Origin of the sequence: Pseudoalteromonas sp. A601 (assembly GCF_002165575.1) — a bacterium.
Lineage (GTDB): Bacteria > Pseudomonadota > Gammaproteobacteria > Enterobacterales > Alteromonadaceae > Pseudoalteromonas.
In genome coordinates this window covers 179592-200195 of the sequence record NZ_MXQF01000002.1, presented here as the reverse complement: position 1 = coordinate 200195, position 20604 = coordinate 179592, and the positions used below count along the sequence as shown (strand labels likewise).

The 20604-nt window shown below is 42.4% G+C and carries 19 protein-coding genes; 16 read left to right on the top strand and 3 right to left on the bottom strand.

The window, feature by feature from the left end; genetic code table 11:
* Positions 1-2 precede the first annotated feature (2 nt).
* The 15 genes from rsmH to lpxC all read left to right on the top strand — a co-directional run bounded on the left by rsmH (position 3) and on the right by lpxC (position 17257).
* Positions 3-941, top strand: a complete 939-nt coding sequence (gene rsmH, locus B5G52_RS02420; protein ID WP_087531107.1) for a 16S rRNA (cytosine(1402)-N(4))-methyltransferase RsmH — start codon at positions 3-5, stop codon at positions 939-941.
* Entirely contained in the window at positions 938-1264 is a 327-nt protein-coding gene (gene ftsL, locus B5G52_RS02415; RefSeq protein WP_087531106.1) for a cell division protein FtsL, read from the top strand. Before rsmH ends, ftsL begins: the two co-directional genes overlap by 4 nt.
* On the top strand, positions 1261-3078 hold the full coding sequence (locus tag B5G52_RS02410; protein WP_087531105.1) for a penicillin-binding transpeptidase domain-containing protein: 1818 nt from the start codon (positions 1261-1263) through the stop codon (positions 3076-3078). Before ftsL ends, B5G52_RS02410 begins: the two co-directional genes overlap by 4 nt.
* Positions 3071-4549: a UDP-N-acetylmuramoyl-L-alanyl-D-glutamate--2,6-diaminopimelate ligase gene (gene murE, locus B5G52_RS02405; protein WP_176372486.1), complete on the top strand. Its 1479-nt coding sequence runs from the start codon at positions 3071-3073 to the stop codon at positions 4547-4549. The genes B5G52_RS02410 and murE overlap by 8 nt, the downstream gene beginning before the upstream one ends.
* Positions 4546-5934 carry a UDP-N-acetylmuramoyl-tripeptide--D-alanyl-D-alanine ligase gene (gene murF, locus B5G52_RS02400; protein WP_087531103.1) on the top strand — a complete coding sequence of 463 codons (1389 nt, stop codon included), beginning with the start codon at positions 4546-4548 and terminating at the stop codon, positions 5932-5934. The genes murE and murF overlap by 4 nt, the downstream gene beginning before the upstream one ends.
* Positions 5928-7010, top strand: a complete 1083-nt coding sequence (gene mraY, locus B5G52_RS02395) for a phospho-N-acetylmuramoyl-pentapeptide-transferase (RefSeq protein WP_087531102.1) — start codon at positions 5928-5930, stop codon at positions 7008-7010. The genes murF and mraY overlap by 7 nt, the downstream gene beginning before the upstream one ends.
* A complete protein-coding gene (gene murD / locus B5G52_RS02390; RefSeq protein ID WP_087531101.1) occupies positions 7011-8336 on the top strand; it encodes a UDP-N-acetylmuramoyl-L-alanine--D-glutamate ligase in 1326 nt (441 codons plus the stop codon). It abuts the gene before it with no gap.
* The gene (ftsW, locus tag B5G52_RS02385; RefSeq protein ID WP_087531100.1) at positions 8333-9508 is read left to right on the top strand and encodes a cell division protein FtsW; all 1176 of its coding nucleotides are present in this window, start codon (positions 8333-8335) and stop codon (positions 9506-9508) included. Before murD ends, ftsW begins: the two co-directional genes overlap by 4 nt.
* Complete coding sequence (gene murG, locus B5G52_RS02380; RefSeq protein ID WP_087531099.1) at positions 9505-10587, top strand: undecaprenyldiphospho-muramoylpentapeptide beta-N-acetylglucosaminyltransferase; 1083 nt, start codon at positions 9505-9507, stop codon at positions 10585-10587. The genes ftsW and murG overlap by 4 nt, the downstream gene beginning before the upstream one ends.
* Before the next feature lie 53 nt (positions 10588-10640).
* The gene (gene murC / locus B5G52_RS02375) at positions 10641-12050 is read left to right on the top strand and encodes a UDP-N-acetylmuramate--L-alanine ligase (RefSeq protein ID WP_217896156.1); all 1410 of its coding nucleotides are present in this window, start codon (positions 10641-10643) and stop codon (positions 12048-12050) included.
* A complete protein-coding gene (locus tag B5G52_RS02370) occupies positions 12047-12967 on the top strand; it encodes a D-alanine--D-alanine ligase (RefSeq protein WP_087531097.1) in 921 nt (306 codons plus the stop codon). Before murC ends, B5G52_RS02370 begins: the two co-directional genes overlap by 4 nt.
* A gap of 1 nt (position 12968) precedes the next feature.
* On the top strand, positions 12969-13748 hold the full coding sequence (locus B5G52_RS02365) for a cell division protein FtsQ/DivIB (protein ID WP_087531096.1): 780 nt from the start codon (positions 12969-12971) through the stop codon (positions 13746-13748).
* Complete coding sequence (gene ftsA / locus B5G52_RS02360; RefSeq protein WP_087531095.1) at positions 13745-14977, top strand: cell division protein FtsA; 1233 nt, start codon at positions 13745-13747, stop codon at positions 14975-14977. The genes B5G52_RS02365 and ftsA overlap by 4 nt, the downstream gene beginning before the upstream one ends.
* 21 nt (positions 14978-14998) lie before the next feature.
* On the top strand, positions 14999-16240 hold the full coding sequence (gene ftsZ / locus B5G52_RS02355) for a cell division protein FtsZ (RefSeq protein ID WP_087531094.1): 1242 nt from the start codon (positions 14999-15001) through the stop codon (positions 16238-16240).
* A 105-nt stretch (positions 16241-16345) separates the two neighbouring features.
* Positions 16346-17257, top strand: a complete 912-nt coding sequence (gene lpxC / locus B5G52_RS02350; RefSeq protein WP_087531093.1) for a UDP-3-O-acyl-N-acetylglucosamine deacetylase — start codon at positions 16346-16348, stop codon at positions 17255-17257.
* Positions 17258-17354: 97 nt separating this feature from the next.
* On the opposite strand, the gene yjjG is transcribed toward lpxC, so the two are convergent.
* The 3 genes from yjjG to B5G52_RS02335 are packed head-to-tail and all read right to left on the bottom strand — an operon-like array spanning position 17355 to position 19542.
* Entirely contained in the window at positions 17355-18029 is a 675-nt protein-coding gene (gene yjjG / locus B5G52_RS02345; protein ID WP_087531092.1) for a pyrimidine 5'-nucleotidase, read from the bottom strand.
* Positions 18030-18584, bottom strand: a complete 555-nt coding sequence (gene yjjX / locus B5G52_RS02340; protein WP_087531091.1) for an inosine/xanthosine triphosphatase — start codon at positions 18582-18584, stop codon at positions 18030-18032.
* A gap of 58 nt (positions 18585-18642) precedes the next feature.
* Positions 18643-19542: a phosphoribulokinase gene (locus B5G52_RS02335; protein ID WP_087531090.1), complete on the bottom strand. Its 900-nt coding sequence runs from the start codon at positions 19540-19542 to the stop codon at positions 18643-18645.
* A 142-nt stretch (positions 19543-19684) separates the two neighbouring features.
* Between B5G52_RS02335 and B5G52_RS02330 the strand changes: the two genes are divergently transcribed.
* A complete protein-coding gene (locus B5G52_RS02330) occupies positions 19685-20548 on the top strand; it encodes a hypothetical protein (protein ID WP_087531089.1) in 864 nt (287 codons plus the stop codon).
* Positions 20549-20604 lie beyond the last annotated feature (56 nt).

Genomic DNA, 20604 nt, shown 5'->3' with positions numbered 1-20604 from the left:
TAATGACAGCGCAATTTGAACACATATCCGTGCTAATGGACGAAACCATCGATGCCCTTGCTATTAAGCCTGACGGTATTTACATGGATGGTACGTTTGGTCGTGGCGGACACTCTGGGCAAATTTTAGCGCGCTTAGGAGATACAGGCCGTTTACAGGCAATTGATCAGGATCCCCAAGCAATTAAAGCTGCTGAAAAATTTGCGAACGACCACCGTTTTGCCATTGCTCATACGCGTTTTTCAAATATATACGATGTCGCACAGCAAAACGATCTGTTAGGTAAAGTCGATGGTATCCTGCTAGATATTGGGGTGTCTTCACCACAGCTAGATGACGCTGAGCGAGGCTTTAGTTTTATGAAAGACGGACCTCTCGATATGCGTATGGACCCGACTAGTGGTAGAAGTGCCGCGCAATGGCTCGCAGAAGCTGAGCTTGAAGATATTACTCATGTGATAAAAACCTACGGCGAAGAGAAGTTTGGCCGTCGTATAGCACACAAGGTATTAGAGGTTCGTGAGCATACACCCATCACTACGACTAAGCAGTTAGCTGATTTAGTTGATGAAGCGGTGCCAGTAAAAGATAAGTTTAAGCACCCTGCGACTCGAACATTCCAAGCTATTCGTATCTATATCAATAGTGAACTTGAAGAGATTCAAACCGCATTGCAAGCAGCGATCAATGTATTAAAACCAGGCGGGCGACTCGTTGTTATTTCATTTCACTCGCTTGAAGATCGCATTGTTAAACAGTTCATTAAAAAACAGAGTAAGGGAGCAGCATTACCCAGAGGTCTGCCTTTAACTGAAGCACAAATAAATAAAGACCTAACGTTAAAAGCAGTGGGTAAAGCTATTAAGCCAAGCAAAGGTGAAATTGAACGTAATCCACGTTCGCGTAGTTCAGTACTTAGGGTTGCGCAGAGGCTGGGATGAAGGCAAAAGCGAATCATCGTCAGCCCAATTTATTTTTAGAGATTATCAAAGGCCTAGGAGCAAATAAGCTAACCTCGGCCTTATTGGTTGTGATATTCGCATCAAGTTTGAGCGTTGTGCAAATTACCCATTTAGCTCGCCAAAAGTTAATTGAGCAAGATCAACTGCTGCAAGAGCGGGATGAGCTTGATCTTGAATGGCGTTATTTACTCGTAGAAGAAGAATTTTATTCACAGCATGCGCGCATTGAAGAAATTGCCACTATGCAACTTGAGATGAAACGGCCTACTAGCCAAGATGAACAGGTGATAATACTGCCATGAGAAGTAAAGGTAAGAGACCAGTCAATAGCTTGATCACGTGGCGCTTTATGCTGGTGTGTTCTGTTGTGCTGCTTGTCTTTGTTACTTTGGTAGCGCGGGCAGCTTATTTACAAGTTATTGAGCCAGATAAAGCGCGCTCAGAAAGTAACAAGCGGACAGTACGAGTTGAAAAACTACATGTTCAACGCGGAATGATATTTGACCGTCACGGTAAAGAACTTGCTGTAAGTGTTCCAGTTGTAAGCGTGTATGCTGATCCAAAAGCACTACATAAATCTTTGGTATCTAAAGTATTAAAACAAGCTCGTAGAAATGGCGAAGATCATAAAGCATTAGCACAGAACACCCCTTTACTTGAACAACGAGTGGCACAATACTATCAAAACGATCTTCGTTGGCGAGAACTCGCTGATGTGCTACGGATTGAGCCGAACAAAATCGACAGCCGTTTACGTAATGATGCCAGCCGTCGCTTTGTCTATTTAAAGCGTCAAGTTACACCTGCCGTAGCTAATTACATAGGGGACTTACGTCTACCTGGTATTCACTTACTGGATGAGTCAAAACGTTACTACCCAGCTGGCGAAGTAACAGCTCATGTTCTTGGCTTTACCAATATTGATGGTAAAGGAATAGAAGGTATCGAAAAACTGTACGAAAATGCGCTTACAGGCGAAGAAGGCCGGCGCACTATTCGTAAAGATGCTAGAGGCCGTGAAGTAGAAGTGCTTGACGAACGTGAACGTGTAGAGCCTGAAAATATCCAATTAAGTATAGATCAACGTATTCAAGCTATTGCTTATAAAGCTGTTAAATCAGCGGTGTTAACTTATAAAGCCACTTCGGGCTCTGCCATGGTGATTGATGTTAAAACTGGCGAAGTACTAGCAATGGTCAATAGCCCTTCATTTAATCCGAACAACTTAAATGATGCTGCCCCACATAAACGTCGCAACCGCGCAATAACCGATTTGTTTGAACCGGGCTCAACCGTTAAGCCTCTAGCCATTTTGGCTGGATTAGACTACGGCACAATCCAACCGGATGACAAGGTCGATACTTACCCAGGCTGGATGCGTTTAGGTGGCAGCTTAGTACAAGATACGCGTAACCATGGTGAAATGACTCTGCGTGAGATTTTAAAATACTCAAGCAATATGGGCGTGACCAAAATAAGCCAAACAGTCCCTAAAGATTACTTTGTAGGTTTATATCAAAAAGTAGGCTTTGGTAGTGACAGTGGTACAGGTATGGTTGGCGAGAGTAGTGGGCTATTTTATCCAAACCGTCGCTGGTCTGATCATGAAATTGCAGCACTATCGTTTGGCTATAATCTTGCCGTAAGTACTGCTCAAATGGCGCGGTTTTATGCGATGTTAGGTGCTGGTGGTGTGAATCGCCCACTCACGATCTTAAAACAAGATGGCATTCCTGAAGGTGAACGAATCTTTCAGCAGCAAGATGTTGAAGCTGTGGTTCATATGATGGAAAGCGTATTTGATGAAGGTGGTACAGCTAGGCGCGTAAAGGTTGATGGTTATCGTGCTGCAGGTAAAACAGGTACCTCTAAAAAAGCCGCTGTGGGTGGTTATGGCGATGAATATGTTGGCTATTTTGCAGGCTTGGCGCCAGCAAGTAATCCACGTTTAGCAGTGGTGGTATTGATCAATGAGCCCGGTGGAGATGTTTATTATGGCGGTGCAACAGCAGGACCTGCATTTGCCGAGATAATCTCTAACTCACTAAGAATTTTAAACGTAGCGCCAGATAAAGATGCAATGGCATACGTAAAGGGCGAAGACGATGGTGCGTGATTTAAAAGCGATACTAAAACATATTGAGATTGATGCAACCAGCCTAGTGGTTAATGAGTTGCGACTTGATAGTCGTGAGGTAAAACCCGGTGATGTATTTGTTGCCATTAAAGGTCATCAGTTGGATGGCGGTCATTTTATAAAGCAAGCAATTGACAATGGCGCGGTGGCAGTTATTGCAGATCGATTGTGTGAATTTGAGAGCGACTTTGAGCAATTATATCTATCTTCGGATTTAGATAAAAAACTTCCTGTACTTGCTAATCATTTTTACCAAAAGCCTAGTAAACAGCTCGATTTAATTGGTGTTACCGGCACGAATGGTAAATCCACAACCACAGCGATGATTGCTCATTTAGCAAATTACTGTGCAAAGCCCGCAGCGATTATTGGCACCTTAGGGTACGGCGCACCTGAGCAGCTAACACCACTTATCAATACCACGCCTTCGTGTGTTGATTTACAACGTATTTTATCTGAATTAGTGACAGAGCAAAAACAGCTCGTGGCTATGGAAGTATCATCTCATGGACTAGTGCAACACCGTGTTACTGGTAGCCAATTCAAAGCAGCTGTATTTACTAACTTATCTCGTGATCATTTAGATTATCACGGTGATATGGCAAGTTATGCTGATGCTAAGTTAATGCTAATGCGAGACTTTGAGGCCGAATTAGTCATCTTAAATCAAGATGATAATCAAGTGCAGCAGTGGTTAGAGCAATACGATTTTAATAACTTAATATGCTATGGCCGCAAAAATTTAGTGCCCAAAGGCGCTAGGTTTGTGTACTTTACCGATGTAAACTATCACAAATCAGGTATTTCGGCACAGTTAACGACAAGTTGGGGCGATATCGCTATAGAATGCCCATTGTTTGGTGAGTTTAATTTATATAATTTAACTGCTGCGTTTGCCACCTTATTGGGGCTTGGTTTTCCACTACAAAACTTGGCAGCAGGCTGTGCAAGTTTGCAACCTGTCGCTGGGCGTATGCAGGCTTTTAGTGCAGCAAATAAACCAACATGTATTGTTGACTATGCACACACCCCAGATGCCTTAGCACTGGCATTACAAGCATTACAACAACATGTGCCAGGTGGTGTAAGTTGTGTATTTGGTTGTGGTGGTGACCGTGATAAGGGTAAGCGCCCGATGATGGCTAAGGCTGCTGAGCAGTATGCGAATAAAGTGATTGTAACAAGCGATAATCCACGTAGTGAAGACCCTGAACAGATCATGTCAGACGTCGCGGCAGGCTTAGATAAACCGCAAGCAGCACACTTAGAATCGGATCGTGGCGCAGCAATCGCATTTGCTATTGATAATGCTAAAGATAATGAAGTGGTTTTAATCGCTGGCAAAGGGCATGAAGATTATCAAATTATAGGGTCGCAAAAAATTGATTTTTGTGACCGCAAATTTGTACAACACTACTTAAAAGAACAAATAAGAGGATCGCAGTTATGATCCCTATGGATTTTGATTGGCTAGCGAGTGTGCTGGCAACTGATAGCCCACGTGGCAATCAAATAATAAAAAACATAAACACCGACACCCGTACGTTGTGCGGCGGTGAGGTGTTCTTAGCGCTACAAGGGCCTAATTTTGATGGCCACAAATTCGTCGAACAAGCAAAAAGTAAAGGCGCAATCGCGGCGATTGTCCACCGTAAAGTTGATGTAGATATTCCTCAATTTTTAGTGGCAGATACTCGTTTAGCTTTAGGTGAAGTAGGTGCGGCAGTAATGGCAACTGTTGCTCCTAAGACCATCGCTATTACCGGTAGTGTCGGTAAAACCACAGTGAAAGAAATGTGCGCGGCCATTCTTTCATCGCACGGTGAAGTACTTGCCACTAAAGGTAATTTTAATAACGATATAGGTGTGCCATTAACTTTACTTAGGTTAGAGCCACAACACCAATATGCAGTTATCGAGTTAGGTGCAAACCACCTCGGTGAAATAGCTTATACTGCAGCGATGACAAAACCTGATGTTGCTGTGGTATGCAATGTTGCAGCTGCACATATAGAAGGGTTTGGCTCACTCGAAGGTGTCGCTACTGCTAAAGGCGAAATATACGATGGTTTAAAGCCAAATGGTGTCGCTATTGTTAATTGTGATAGTGAATTTAGCCAACAATGGTTAGATAAACTAGCGCAAAATAATGTTAAACGTATATCCAGCTCGCAGCAGCTAGATGTATGGGCTGAAGACATTTCCCTTGATGCACATGCTCACGCATCATTTTATATTTGTAATAAAGCTCACCGAGTGCCCGTTAAGCTGGCTTTACCTGGGCGTCATAATGTGATGAACGCATTAATTGCCGTTGCATTAACCAGCGAGTTTGGTGTCAGTATTGAAAACGCAGCTGTCGCACTTGCTACTATGAGCGCAGTGCAAGGGCGCGTTAATATAATCAACGTGAGCGACACGTTGACTGTAATTGATGACACTTATAATGCAAATGTTGAATCTGTAAAAGCAGCCATTGACTTACTGAGTGATATTGAAGGACAGCGCATATTAGCATTTGGTGACATGGGGGAGCTTGGTGAAGAAGCTCGTATGTACCATCAGCAAGTAGGTGAATACGCAAAAAATAAAGACATTGATGAACTTTACACCTTAGGTGTGCTGAGTAAGTATGCCAGTGATGAATTTGAAAAACCAAATAGACATTTCTCTAGTCGTGACCAATTGCTACAGCAATTAGAAGCTGGGTTAACTGACAAATCACAAAAAACCACCATAGTCGTGAAAGGATCGCGCAGTTCTCGAATGGAATTACTCGTACAAGATTTAGTTAACAGCCAGCAAGTTGGCAGCAATGGAGTACCTAGATGTTAGTTTGGCTGGCAGAATATTTAACTCAATATTACAGTGCATTTAATGTATTTTCATACCTAACGGTTCGCGCCGTATTTGGTATTTTAACGGCGTTATTAATTTCGTTATATTTTGGCCCTAAGCTAATACGTGGCTTGCAAAAAATGCAAATTGGCCAAGTAGTACGCAATGACGGACCAGAATCCCACCTATCGAAAAAAGGCACCCCAACGATGGGGGGCTTACTTATTTTAGCGTCAATATTTACCAGTACATTGTTGTGGGCAGATTTAGCAAATAAATATGTATGGGCAACTTTATTTGTAATTGGTTCGTTGGGTATTGTTGGCTTTGTGGATGATTATCGAAAAGTAATTCGAAAAGACCCTAAAGGCCTGATAGCTAAATGGAAGTACTTTTGGCAATCAGTTATCGCGTTAGTTGTTGCCTGTGCATTGTTTTTCACTGCCAATCACGCTAATGAAACCTCGCTTGTAGTACCATTTTTTAAAGATGTATTACCGCAATTAGGTTTGTTTTATATTGTAATGACTTACTTTGTGGTTGTAGGTACATCGAACGCGGTGAATTTAACCGATGGTCTTGATGGCTTGGCAATTGTACCAACCATTTTAGTGGCGGCGGCCTTGGCAATTATTGCGTATTTAACCGGTAACGTTAATTTCTCAGCTTATTTACATATTCCGCATTTACCGCTGGCCAGTGAGTTAGTTGTTGTGTGTACTGCGATAGTTGGTGCTGGGCTTGGATTTTTATGGTTTAACACTTATCCAGCGCAAGTATTTATGGGGGATGTAGGTTCCCTTGCACTTGGTGGCGCTCTGGGTATTATTGCCGTATTGGTTCGTCAAGAGTTGGTATTGGTGATTATGGGCGGCGTGTTCGTAATGGAAGCTTTGTCAGTAATCTTACAAGTGGGCTCATACAAACTTCGCGGTCAGCGAATCTTTAGAATGGCACCTATTCACCATCATTACGAATTAAAAGGTTGGCCTGAGCCTAGAGTAATTGTACGTTTTTGGATTATATCAATCGTACTTGTGTTGGCAGGCTTAGTAACATTAAAGATCAGGTAAATGAGCTATTTAAACGAGATACAAAACAAACGTATAACAGTGCTCGGACTCGGTGTAACCGGTCTGGGCATTGTGCGTTTTCTATTGTCTCATAATATTACGCCAACCATTGCTGATAGTCGCCAATCTCCACCGGGTATAGATTGGTTAAACCAGCATGCCTCACAGCTTAGTACTCAGTTTGGTGATTTAAATAATGCTGAACTCAACACTCAAGATATTATTATTATCAGTCCAGGGCTTAGCTTATCGACACCCGTTGTGGCTGAGGCAATTGCTGCGGGTGTTGAAGTAATAGGTGATATTGAATTATTTGCCCGACTTAACGATAAACCAGTGATTGCGGTTACAGGCTCAAATGGTAAATCAACCGTGGTGACACTTGCCTTTGATGTGCTCAAAACGGCTGGGTTCAAAGTGGGTTTAGGTGGCAATATTGGCACAGCGGTACTTGATTTACTTGCAGACGATTTTGATGTGTTTGTGCTGGAGCTTTCGAGTTTTCAATTAGACACCACTAAAAGCTTAAAACCTATTAGCGCCACGGTCTTAAATGTATCCGAAGATCACCTTGATCGTTATGCTAATTACCAAGCTTATATAGACTCAAAACAAACAATTTATAGCCATGCTGCTTTAGCTGTAGTTAACAAAAGTGATGTGGCGACACATTGCGATATTAATCCGCAAGTGAGCTTTGGTTTATCAAACGCAGATTATTGTATATCAACATACAATGGCGAGCCGTATTTTACAGCTTATGGTAAAGCCGTTTTACCTGTGAGCAAGCTAGGTGTTGTGGGCAGTCATAATCAACTGAATGCATTATCAGTTATGGCGTTATTGCAACCTTTTGAGGTGCCAGTTGAGCAATTTGCTAAGGCATTTTCTGCATTTAAAGGACTTGCTCATCGTTGTCAGTTTGTTGCTGAGCAAGATGGAGTTAAATACTTTAATGACTCAAAAGCAACGAATGTAGGGGCTACAATTGCCGCAATAGATAGTCTTTCAGAGCAAGCAAAGCAACTTATTGTTATTGCTGGCGGAGATGCCAAAGGTGCGGATTTAGATGCGCTAAAACCTTATTTGCAAGATAAAGTTAAAGCACTGATTTGTTTTGGTAAAGATGCGAATGCACTTGTGGCACTGAGTGATAAAGGCCGTTTGACAGAAAACATGCCACAGGCGGTAAATCTGGCTAAAACATTGGCTGAAACCGGTGATTATGTGCTGCTAGCACCAGCGTGTGCCAGTATCGACATGTATAACAACTACATGCAACGTGGCGATCATTTTAGCGAGTGCGTTAGGGCGGGTGAGCAATGATAGCACTGACAGATATTCGAGAAGCGCTTACACCTAAGCAGTCGGCTCAGCTTTATGATGTGCCTTTGCTTTATTGTGTGATCATGCTTATTGGTGTTGGTTTTGTCATGGTAACCAGCGCCTCAATGCCTACCGCTGAGCGTTTATTTGATAATCCTTACCATATCACTATTCGCCATAGTATGTTTTTAGCCATGAGCTTTGCGTTATTTTGGATAGCTTGCAGTATGCCAATGGATTGGTGGAAGCGCTCCAACCCATATTTATTATTATTGGGAATGGTGCTGTTAATTATAGTATTAATTGTTGGCCGCGAAGTGAACGGTGCTAAACGTTGGATCCCCATAGGCCCTATTGGTTTTCAAGTAGCAGAAGCCGCAAAGCTGTTCTTCTTTAGTTATATTGCCGGTTACCTGGTGCGCAAGCGTGCTGAAGTGCAAGAGAACATCAAAGGCTTTGCCAAACCTATAGCAGTATTTGCAGTATACGCACTGTTAATTTTACTCCAGCCGGATTTAGGGACTGTGGTGGTTATGTTTGTGACCACCGTTGGTCTGTTATTTTTAGCGGGCGCTAAACTTTGGCAGTTTTTTGCATTGATCTTAACGGGTATAGGTTTAGTGGTATTACTCATTATTGTTGAGCCTTATCGCATGGCACGTGTAGTTGGCTTTTTAGAGCCATGGGATGACCCATTTGGTAAAGGTTACCAGCTGGTACAATCATTAATGGCTTATGGTCAAGGTGGTTGGTTTGGTCAAGGGCTTGGCAATAGCGTACAAAAATTACAATACCTGCCAGAAGCACACAACGATTTCATTTTTGCTGTAATAGGCGAAGAGCTTGGCTTTATCGGCGTATTAAGTATTTTAATGGTGTTCTGCATTTTAGTTTTTCGTGCTCTTTTAATTGGGCAACAAGCGCTTAAATGTGGCAAAGAATATGAAGGGTACTTTTCATTAGCGATAGGTATTTGGTTTGCCTTTCAAACGATGGTTAATGTAGGCGCCAGTGCCGGTATTTTACCAACCAAAGGGCTTACCTTGCCATTTGTCTCTTATGGTGGTTCCAGTTTATTGATTATGACCATTGCCGCAGGGATTTTATTCCGCGTTGATTTTGAAACAAAAATGGCAACCAAACAAGCAACATCCCGAGGAGGTAAGCGATGAGCAAAAAATTAGTCGTCGTTGCCGGTGGTACGGGCGGGCATATCTTTCCTGGTATAGCTGTAGCACAACATTTAACACAACAAGGTTGGCAAGTAAGCTGGATTGGTACCGCTGATAGAATGGAAGCGCAGGTTGTACCTAAGCATAATATTGAGATTGATTTCATTAATGTCAAAGGGGTGCGTGGTAATGGCTTAAAACGCTTAGTTAAAGCACCTTTTATGGTAATTAATGCCATTTTACAAGCTCGTAAAGTATTAAAACAACAGCGCCCCGATGTGGTACTTGCGATGGGGGGGTATGTCACAGGGCCAACTGGTATTGCAGCAAAAAGCTTAGGTATACCTTTGGTTATCCATGAGCAAAATGCGGTCGCTGGGATGAGTAATAAGTGGTTGGCAAAATTTGCTAATAAAGTACTGGCTGCATTTCCCAGTGCATTTGCGAGTGGTCAGAGTGAGGTTGTCGGTAACCCTGTTCGCCAAAGTGTAACGCAGGTAGCTGTTCGCAATGCTACCAGCCCTATTAATATTTTAGTTGTAGGTGGTTCATTAGGAGCTCAGGTACTAAATAGCACACTACCTACAACCTTTAAGCAATTATCTTATATATGCGAGCTAAATATTTGGCATCAAACGGGTAAAGGGCATTTAGGTGCGGTTACAGAGGCTTACACAGAGCAAAATTTTAATACTGAGCAAATAAGAGCGGCTGAATTTATTGATGACATGGACACCGCTTATGGCTGGGCAGATATTGTTATTTGCCGCGCAGGGGCGTTAACTGTGAGTGAAATAGCAGCGGCAGGAAAAATGGCGCTATTTGTGCCGTTTCCTCATGCTGTTGACGATCATCAGACTGCTAATGCTCAATTTTTGGTAAACGCTGACGCTGCTTTATTAATGCCACAGGGACAATTTCAACAAGACGCCATTGTTGACATGTTACGCCCATTTTTAGCAAAACCTGAATTAATTGATCAGATGGCGAAACGTGCTAAAGCACTCGCTATACTGGATGCCACAGCGCATGTTGCACAGCATTGTGAGCAAGTAATAGATAAAAAGAGAGCCGTGTGAACGAATTAAATAAACAAATAAATGTTGAGCAACAAAGATCAACACGCCCAGCGATGAGACGAATCGACACCATTCACTTTATAGGAATTGGTGGTGCTGGCATGGGCGGTATTGCAGAAGTGCTTGCCTTTGAGGGGTATCGAATCACAGGTTCTGATATTGCTCATAGCGCCATGACAGAGCGTTTAATTCAAGCAGGTGCAGAAGTATTTATTGGTCATCATCAAAGTAACGTAAAAGATGCCAATGTAGTTGTGGTTTCAAGTGCGATCGATGAAACAAACCCAGAAATTATTGCAGCAAAGGCGGCGCGTATTCCCGTTGTTCGCCGTGCTGAAATGTTAGCTGAGCTAATGCGTTTTCGCCACGGTATTGCGATTGCAGGTACTCATGGTAAAACCACTACAACAAGCCTAATTGCTAGTATTTATGCCCAAGCAGGGCTTGATCCAACCTTTATTATTGGTGGTTTACTTAATAGTGCCGGCAGCAATGCAAAGGTTGGGAAGAGTGATTTTTTAATTGCTGAAGCGGATGAAAGTGATGCGTCGTTTCTGCATTTACAACCCATGGTCTCAGTGATCACTAATATCGAAGAAGATCACATGGAAACCTATGGTGGTAGTTTAGAGAAAATGAAAGACACCTATGTGGATTTCATTCATAACTTACCATTTTATGGCTTAGCCGTGGTGTGTATCGATTCAGAGGTGGCCGCTGAACTTATCCCACGCTTTGGTCGCCCAGTGATCACGTATGGTGAATCTGCAGATGCAGATTACCGCATGCTGAACTTTAGCCAACAAGGTAATACGTGTGACTTTACAGTACGAACAAAGCAAGGCAATGAGCTAAATATTCAACTGAATATGCCAGGTATACACAATGCACTTAACGCAACGGCTGCGATTGCTGTTGCCAAAGATCAGAATATTTCTGATCAAGCAATTTTACAGGCCTTACAAAAGTTTGAAGGCGTGGGCCGTCGTTTTCAGCATTATGGTAATTTTGCCACCGAGTGTGGTGATGTGATGTTAGTAGATGATTATGGTCATCACCCATCAGAAGTAGCGGCTACAATCGCAGCAGTGCGAGAAGGTTGGCCTGATAAGCGCTTAGTTATGATTTATCAGCCGCATAGGTTTACTCGAACCCGTGATTTATATGAAGACTTTGTTAAAGTTCTCGCTGATGTTGATCAACTTTTATTGCTTGATGTATACAGTGCAGGCGAGGATCCAATTATAGGTGCTGATAGTAAAAGTCTGTGTCGTAGCCTGCGTCAGCGTGGCAAAGAGCCGTTGCATATAGCAAGTAATTCAGAATTGGCTGGGGTGTTGGCAAATATATTACAAGACAATGACTTAGTTTTAACGCAAGGGGCTGGTAATATAGGTCAATTAGTTAAAAAGTTAGCAGCAACCGAGTTGTCAATAGAACAACTTAAGCAGGTAGAAGTATGACTCATTTAAGCACACAATTTGGCAAGGTTGCAGTATTATTAGGCGGCCATTCAGCTGAACGTGAAGTATCGCTAAAATCAGGCCAAGCAGTGCTTAATGCATTGCAAAATGCGGGTGTTGATGCCATTGCTTTTGACCCGAAAGAGCAGCCTTTATGGCAGCTTAAAGAGCTTGCTGTAGAGCGCGTATTTATCGCCCTACATGGTCGCGGTGGTGAAGATGGTACTATTCAAGGTGCGCTTGAATTTATGGGCATACCTTATACGGGTAGTAATGTACTAGGGTCGGCACTGGCAATGGATAAAATTCGTTGTAAGCATTTATTTAAATCGGCAGGTTTGAGTACGGCACCTTATGCTGTGGTTGATAACAAACGTGGCTTTGATGCTCAAACGATAATGACTGAGCTGAAAAAAGTAATGGTTAAGCCTTCTCATGAAGGGTCAAGCATTGGTATGGCACAGGCTAATAATGCTGATGAATTAACCGCAGCGCTCAATGAAGCGTTTAAATTTGACAGCCAAGTATTGGTTGAGCAATGGATATCTGGCCGTGAATTTACTATCACGGTACTTGGTGATGATGTACAACCTGTGATTGAAATGACCACGCCGAATGGTTTTTATGACTATCAAGCTAAATATCAATCAAGCACAACGCAGTACCATTGCCCTGCAGATCTACCAGCACAAGATACACAACTACTGCAAGATATGGCACTACAAGCATTTGACTTAGTTGGTGCCAGTGGGTGGGGACGAGTAGATGCTATGCAGGATGGGCATGGTAACTTCTATTTATTAGAAGTTAATACTGTACCCGGAATGACTGAAAAATCTTTAGTGCCAATGGCTGCAAAAGCAAATGGTGCAAGCTTTGAGCAATTAGTTGTTCGCATTTTGGAGCAAACACTTTAATATGCATCCCCTTTTGGAAAAAGCGCAGCAGTTAAAACAGCGATTAAATTGGTCGCTGATTTTTGGTGTTAGCTTTTTTTTGGTGGTGATATTTAGTTTAGTGCAAGTCACCAGTGGTGTTAGACAATGGCTAGTAGAGAATAAAGATGCTCAAATAAAACATTTAGCAGTGCTAGGTGAGCCAAAATACACTGATGAAACAGCCATTATTAAAGCGATTAAACAAGCTGATTTATCAAGTTTTTTTGATCTAGATGTCATCCATGTACAAAATTTAGTGCAGGATTTACCTTGGGTAGCTACAGCATCAGTACGTAAACAGTGGCCAGACACACTACAGGTTTATGTTGTTGAACATCAAGCTGTTGCTATTTGGAATAGTGATTTATTGCTTAACCAAAGCGGCGAGGTGTTTCAGGCCAGTAGTGAGCAGCTAGTTGATGAACTACCTCAGTTATACGGTCCTGAAGGCAGTGAAATAGAGGCTTGGACTGCATTTAAACAGTTTAATGACATGCTTAGTTTGAACAACTTACAACTCACTAGCTTGGCGTTGTCGGAGCGCTTTTCATGGCAGTTGTGGCTTGCAAATGGTATTAAGCTTAATTTGGGCCGAAAAGAAAAAGCAAAGCGGGTGCAGCGGTTTATAGATGTGTACCCGAGAATGGAAAAACGTGCAGATGCACAAGTAGATGTAGTGGATTTACGGTATGATACCGGCCTTGCGGTGAGCTGGAAGCTCCTGGAAGAAGCACAATTACAAAATAAGAGTAAGGCATGACTAAGTCAGCAGAAAGAAACCTAGTGATTGGATTGGACGTTGGTACCTCAAAAGTGGTGGCCACGGTTGGTGAAATCACCGCAGATAATAAACTCAGCATTGTTGGAGTTGGTAGCCAAGTATCCCATGGTATGGATAAAGGTGGTGTGAACGACCTTAATTTGGTATCAGAGTCTATTCGTCGAGCAATTGATGAAGCAGAGCTAATGGCTGATTGTCGTATTAGCTCAGTTTACTTGGGTATTTCGGGTAAGCACATTCAATGTCAAAACGAAAACGGTGTGGTGGCAATTAATAATACCGAAGTCACTGATGAAGATATTGAGAATGTCATTCACATTGCGCGCTCGGTACCGATTTCTGCTGAACGCAAAATGTTGCATGCTTTACCACAAGAGTACAGCATAGATATGCAAGAGGGGATTAAAAACCCATTAGGTATGAGTGGTGTACGAATGGAAGCCCGCGCTCACATCATTACTTGCTCAAACGATATGGCAAAAAATATTGAAAAGTGTGTTGAGCGTTGTGGCTTAGAAGTTGACCAACTTATATTTACCGCCTTAGCGTCATGCTATTCAGTATTAACTGATGATGAAAAAGAACTCGGTGTTGCCGTGCTCGATATTGGTGGTGGTACAATGGATATCACTATTTATATTAACGGCGCGCTACGTCATTCGGCAGTGATCCCCGTTGCAGGTAACCAAGTAACCGGTGACATTGCAAAAATATTTCGCACGCCGATATCACATGCTGAATCTCTCAAGGTACAATACGCATGTGCGAGCAGCCAAATGGCCAGTAGCGAAGACACGATTGAAGTACCAAGCGTAGGTGGGCGACCGGCACGGTTAATGTCGCGTCATACTTTATCAGAAGTCGTTGAGCCACGTTTTAGAGAATTATTTGAACTGGCGATGGAAGAAATTCGTCGTTCAGGTTTAGAAGACCAAATTGCAGCAGGGCTCGTCATAACAGGCGGCAGTGCTAAAATGGCCGGTGCAATGGAAGTAGCAGAAGATATCTTCCAAATGCCAGTAAGAGTAGGCAAACCAATCGGGATGGTTGGTTTGACAGATTATGTAGATGATCCTTCATATGCAACGGCGGTGGGCTTATTAAAGTACGGCCGTACAATGCAATCGATGAATGCACAAAAGTCGAAACCTGAAGGTGATAACAATTGGTGGAACCGTATAACGAAGTGGTTCCAAGGCGAGTTTTAATACTCAAGTCGGAGAGTAAACATGTTTGATATGATGGAACAACACAGCGAAGAAGCTGTCATAAAAGTAATCGGCGTGGGCGGTGGCGGCGGTAACGCTGTTGAGCACATGGTGAAACAACAAATCGAAGGTGTGCGTTTTATCGCAGCGAATACAGATGCTCAGGCATTACGTAACTCATCTGCGGATATTACCGTGCAACTAGGTACTCAGATCACATCTGGGCTAGGTGCGGGTGCAAACCCTGAAGTAGGGCGTAATTCAGCTGAAGAAGACGCTGAGACGATTCGCAACAGCCTTGAAGGCGCTGACATGGTATTTATCGCCGCTGGTATGGGCGGTGGTACAGGTACTGGTGCAGCCCCTGTTGTTGCTAAGATTGCTAAAGATTTGGGTATCTTAACCGTTGCGGTGGTAACGCGCCCGTTTGACTTTGAAGGCAAAAAGCGTGCAGCTGCTGCTGAACAAGGTATCAATGAATTATCAGAAATTGTAGATTCACTTATTACAATTCCTAACAATAAATTGCTTAAAGTTTTAGGAAAAGGGACTACACTTCTAGATGCCTTCGCTAAAGCAAACGATGTATTGTTTGGTGCGGTACAAGGTATTGCAGAATTGATTACCCGTTCAGGTCTAATCAACGTGGATTTCGCCGACGTACGTACTGTAATGTCAGCGATGGGCACAGCGATGATGGGCACAGCGTCTGCATCAGGTCCTGATCGTGCACAAGAAGCCGCTGAAGCCGCTATTTCTAGCCCATTATTAGAAGATGTAGATTTAACTGGTGCCAAAGGTATCTTGGTTAATATCACCGCGGGTATGGATATCGCAATTGAAGAGTTTGAAATTGTTGGTAACCACGTTAAAGCGCTTGCATCAGAAAACGCAACGGTTGTTGTTGGTGCCGTAATTGATCCAGAAATGAGTGACGAGTTACGTGTTACGGTTGTTGCAACTGGTCTTGGTGGCGATCGTCGTCCACAGTTTGGTATTGTAGATAATGGCTTTAAAAAAGCATCAGGCTCTGATGTGACAAGCTCTACTAATCAAACAAGCAGCATGTATGTACCAAGCTTTGCAAGTCAAGGTAATAGCAGTCAAGAAACGGATGCAGCGCCTACAACTGAAAAGCAAGAGTCAAGCATGACCACGCAAAGCAGCAATGCGAAAACAGAGCAAAGCAGTGGTAAATCTGATAAATCAGAAGGTGGCGATTATTTCGACATCCCTGCATTTTTGAGAAAGCAGGCTGATTAAGCACAAAAATAATAATGTTTCTGTGTGAAAAGCAAACAAATTTGGCAGCTGATAGTATTTATGATACAATCCTCCGTCTAACTGTAACTATAAGTGAGCGAACCTATGATTAAACAGCGTACGATTGCAAAAGTAGTCAAAGCCATAGGAATTGGACTTCATAAAGGTGAGAAGGTCACAATAACTCTCCGACCTGCGAGCGCAAATACTGGGATTGTATTTCGTCGTGTCGACCTTGATCCGGTTGTTGATTTTGAAACAACACCTGAAGCCGTTGGTGACACACAATTATGTACCTGTTTGACCAATAAAGATGGCGTTCGCTTATCTACAACTGAGCACCTTATTGCGGCGGTAGCGGCAATGGGCATCGATAATCTAATCGTTGAATTAGATAGCTCAGAAGTGCCTATTATGGATGGTAGTGCATTACCATTCATATACTTGTTACAAAAAGGCGGAATTGAAGAGCAAAAAGTTGCTAAACGCTTTATTCGTATTAAAGAAAAAGTACGCATTGAAGAAGGCGATAAATGGGCCGAGATTGAACCGTACGATGGTTTTCATATCGACTTTGAGATTGCTTTTGATCACCCAGCAATCAATGAAAGCCGCCAGCGTATTGGTTTAGATATTACGGCGCAAAGCTTCACTGAAGAGATCAGCCGTGCTCGTACTTTTGGTTTTATGAAAGACATTGAATACATGCATGCTAATAACCTAGCACTTGGTGGTAGCATGGATAACGCAGTTGTATTGGATGAATTTAAAGTACTCAATCCAAATGGCTTGCGCTACAGCGATGAATTTGTAAAGCATAAAATACTAGACTGTGTGGGTGATATGTTTATGACTGGCCACAATATTTTAGGTAAAATCACTGCCTATAAATCAGGTCATGACTTAAACAATAAATTACTTCGTAAAATTATGGCAACTGAGTCAGCATGGGAATGGGCTACATTTGATACCCCAGTTACAATGCCAGCACCAGGGCTTGAAGTAGCTACAGCTTAATTGCTTACTCTAAACAGTTATAAAAAATGACGCTTTTAGCGTCATTTTTTTGCTTAAATATTATACCCTAGCTTTTAATTGTGAACCTTGAACCTTCCTACAACCCCAAAAGCTGTTGTAATTGCACCAGTTCAGTAATCTTATAAGTTGGCGTTATTCCTGATGGTAGTTCAAAGCCCGGGTGCTGTAACCAACATGTGTCTATACCTGCATTCATACCACCGAGAATATCGCTGTTAGCAGTATCACCCACCATTAAAATCTGCTCTTTCGCAGGGTTGCCCATAAGCTCAAATGTATGGTCAAAAATTTCTACAGCAGGCTTAGCAATACCCACTTGCTCAGAGATAACCAGCCAATCAAACATATCTTTTAAACCAGTGTGTTCTAAGCGACGTGCTTGTAATTGCGTAAAACCATTGGTGATAATGCCCAGTTTTGCATTGGGCTTAAGTTTAGTTAAAAGCTCCACTGCACCGGGTAGCGGCTGACAAATTTCTGCCATTGCAGTTAAAAAGTCATCATTAAGCTGCTGTGCTGGCACTTTGAGTTTAGTGGCCCATTCACTAAAGCGCGTAACCTGAAGGTGAGTCGCCGATATTTTATTATCTTGATAAGCGAGCCATAGAGACTTATTTGTTAGTTGGTAATGATCGTAATCAGCCGGGGTGAAATCTATATCGTAAGTGGCGAACATGCGCTTTAGGCCAGCGTAGGCATTAAAGCTAAATAATGTTTCGTCAGCATCAAATAGAACATGGGTATACTTCATTTAAACTTCCTTAGCATAAAGTTCGGGATGTAAAAAAGGCGCCATAGCGAGTGTGAGTGCTTGAGTATATGTACTTTGACGTGTGGCTTGGTTATTAGTTAATAAGCCAATAGCGCCCCCTTGCTGCTTAATATTGTGGGTATTAAATGCATTGTCCATTACATCGCCAAGTTCTTCACCATTTAAGACGGCATTATATAAAATTTGAGGCAAAGGCAAATTGCTGCTGCGGCCTATACTTTGTTGTGCTGTATTGGCTATCACAACATAAGCAAAAGTGGCTGGCCCATAGCTAAACTGCGCAGCTCCACCTTCCATCGCAACATAAAAATCTGCATGATGATGCTGTTTTGCATACGTTACGCGATTTTCTGCGCCAACTCGGGTTTGTTCTTCACCAATCGGTTGATCAGGGACTTCTGAGGGGGCATGTATACCTACACACTTTATTTCGTGTTGTGGGAAAAACGCAGTGAAAACATACGCCGCTGCATTGATTTTAACAGGGTTCTTTGAGCCAACAAGAATGTTTAGTATCTGAGTATGAGACTTCATACACTACTCCTTTACATCGCAAAGTCGTAGTGTACGTTATTTGTATTAAAAGTATATTTTAAATAGGGATATCTACAGGTGATAGATCCGCAAGGGCGCGTTTCTTTAAAATGATGTCTTTGATAAGTGGTGTTAATACCAACTCCATGGCTAAGCCCATCTTGCCACCAGGCACTACAAGGGTGTTTATTCGCGACATAAAGCTACCTTCAATCATTTGTAAATAATAAGGGAAGTCCACATCATCAATTCCCCTAAAGCGGATCACCACAAAGCTTTCATCTAATGATGGAATATCTTTAGCGCTAAATGGGTTGGAGGTATCAACGGTAGGCACGCGCTGAAAGTTAATATGCGTACGAGAGAACTGTGGCGTAATATGATTTATATAGTCATCCATACTACGCACAATAGAGCCCATGACAGCTTCGCGAGAGTGGCCGCGCTCAGAGGTGTCTCTAATCAACTTTTGGATCCACTCAAGATTAATAATGGGCACCATGCCAATCAGTAAATCGACATGTTTTGCTACATCGTGATCTTGATCGACAGCGCCACCGTGGAGTCCTTCATAAAACAGAATGTCAGTGCTGCTTTTTAGTTCTTGCCAAGGAGTGAATGTGCCAGGTAATTGATTATATGGCACGGCTTCATCAAAGGTATGTAAATAGCGGCGTAGCTTTCCTGTGCCGGTTTCGCCATAGGTACTAAACAGTTCTTCTAATGCGCCAAAGTCATTTGCTTCACGACCAAAGTAGCTAATATGTTTACCCTCTTGCTGCGCTTCACGCACTTTTTTATCCATTTCAGGGCGGGTATAGCGATGAAAGCTATCGCCTTCGATAAAGGCCGCTTCAATATTTAAACTGCGGAAAATATGTTTTACTGCGTTCGTCGTGGTGGTGGTACCTGCACCAGATGAACCAGTAATTGCAATAATTGGATGTTTAGCTGACATAGTTACTCTCGTTTTAAGTAGCACACTAGTTATAAGGGCAAGCATGGGGGTAGGTCAAGGGGCAGATCATTAACAAGTTTGTGAATCCTCTTCAAATAGCGCTATTATGTAGCGATAAAAATAATTAAAGAGATTGTTTAAATTGACTTTATATCGACATGGAATTGCCTGCACAGCATTATTATTGCCGTTTATAGCGCACAGTGCTATGCCAAAGAGTGAAATACTATTAGCGAAACCAAATACAGAATATGGCTTACAAGTAAGCCGCATTACATCGGACGATAGTTATAATAATCAGCCCCAGCTAACAAATAAAGGTATTTATTTTACCCAAGAAGTACAGACATTAGGGCACAGCCAGACTGATTTAGCATTTTATAGTTTTGATGATCAGCAAACATATAACCTCACAAATAGCCCTGTTAGTGAATACTCCGCGACTTTAACGCCTAAAGGCGATGCACTTTCTGCGATTGTGGTTGAGGCCGATGGTAAACAAAAGTTATGGCAATACCCATTAAATACTGAGTTGCCGCCGAGTCGTATATTCGAATGGATTGAACCTGTAGGCTACCACGCTTGGGGAATTGATAATGACCTTGTGATGTTTATTTTAGGTGAGCCGCATACATTACAATACACTAAAGTTGCAGCAGCTAAAGGACAGGTTGTTGCGCAAAATATAGGCCGTACTTTAACCTTTAATGCTTCACTGGCTGCGTTTACGTTCACCTATACTAAAAATGCAGAAAATTGGTTGGCAAGCTATGCGCCTAATTCGCAAATGGTCACGGATTTGTTTCGCTTACCGGATGGTGTCCAAGATTACACCTTTAAAAACGATAATACGGTTATTTACGCACTAAACAACCGTATTTACCAACGCAGTTTAAGTGCACCTGAGAATGTATCTCAATGGCTTGATTTAACACCTTATTGCAGCGCACAAATTACAAGACTAAGTTACAACAATGAACAATTGGCATTTGTTTGTCGTAAATAGCAAATTTATTTACTGTAATTGAATTACAGCTAACAACCTAATAAGAGCAAAGTAAC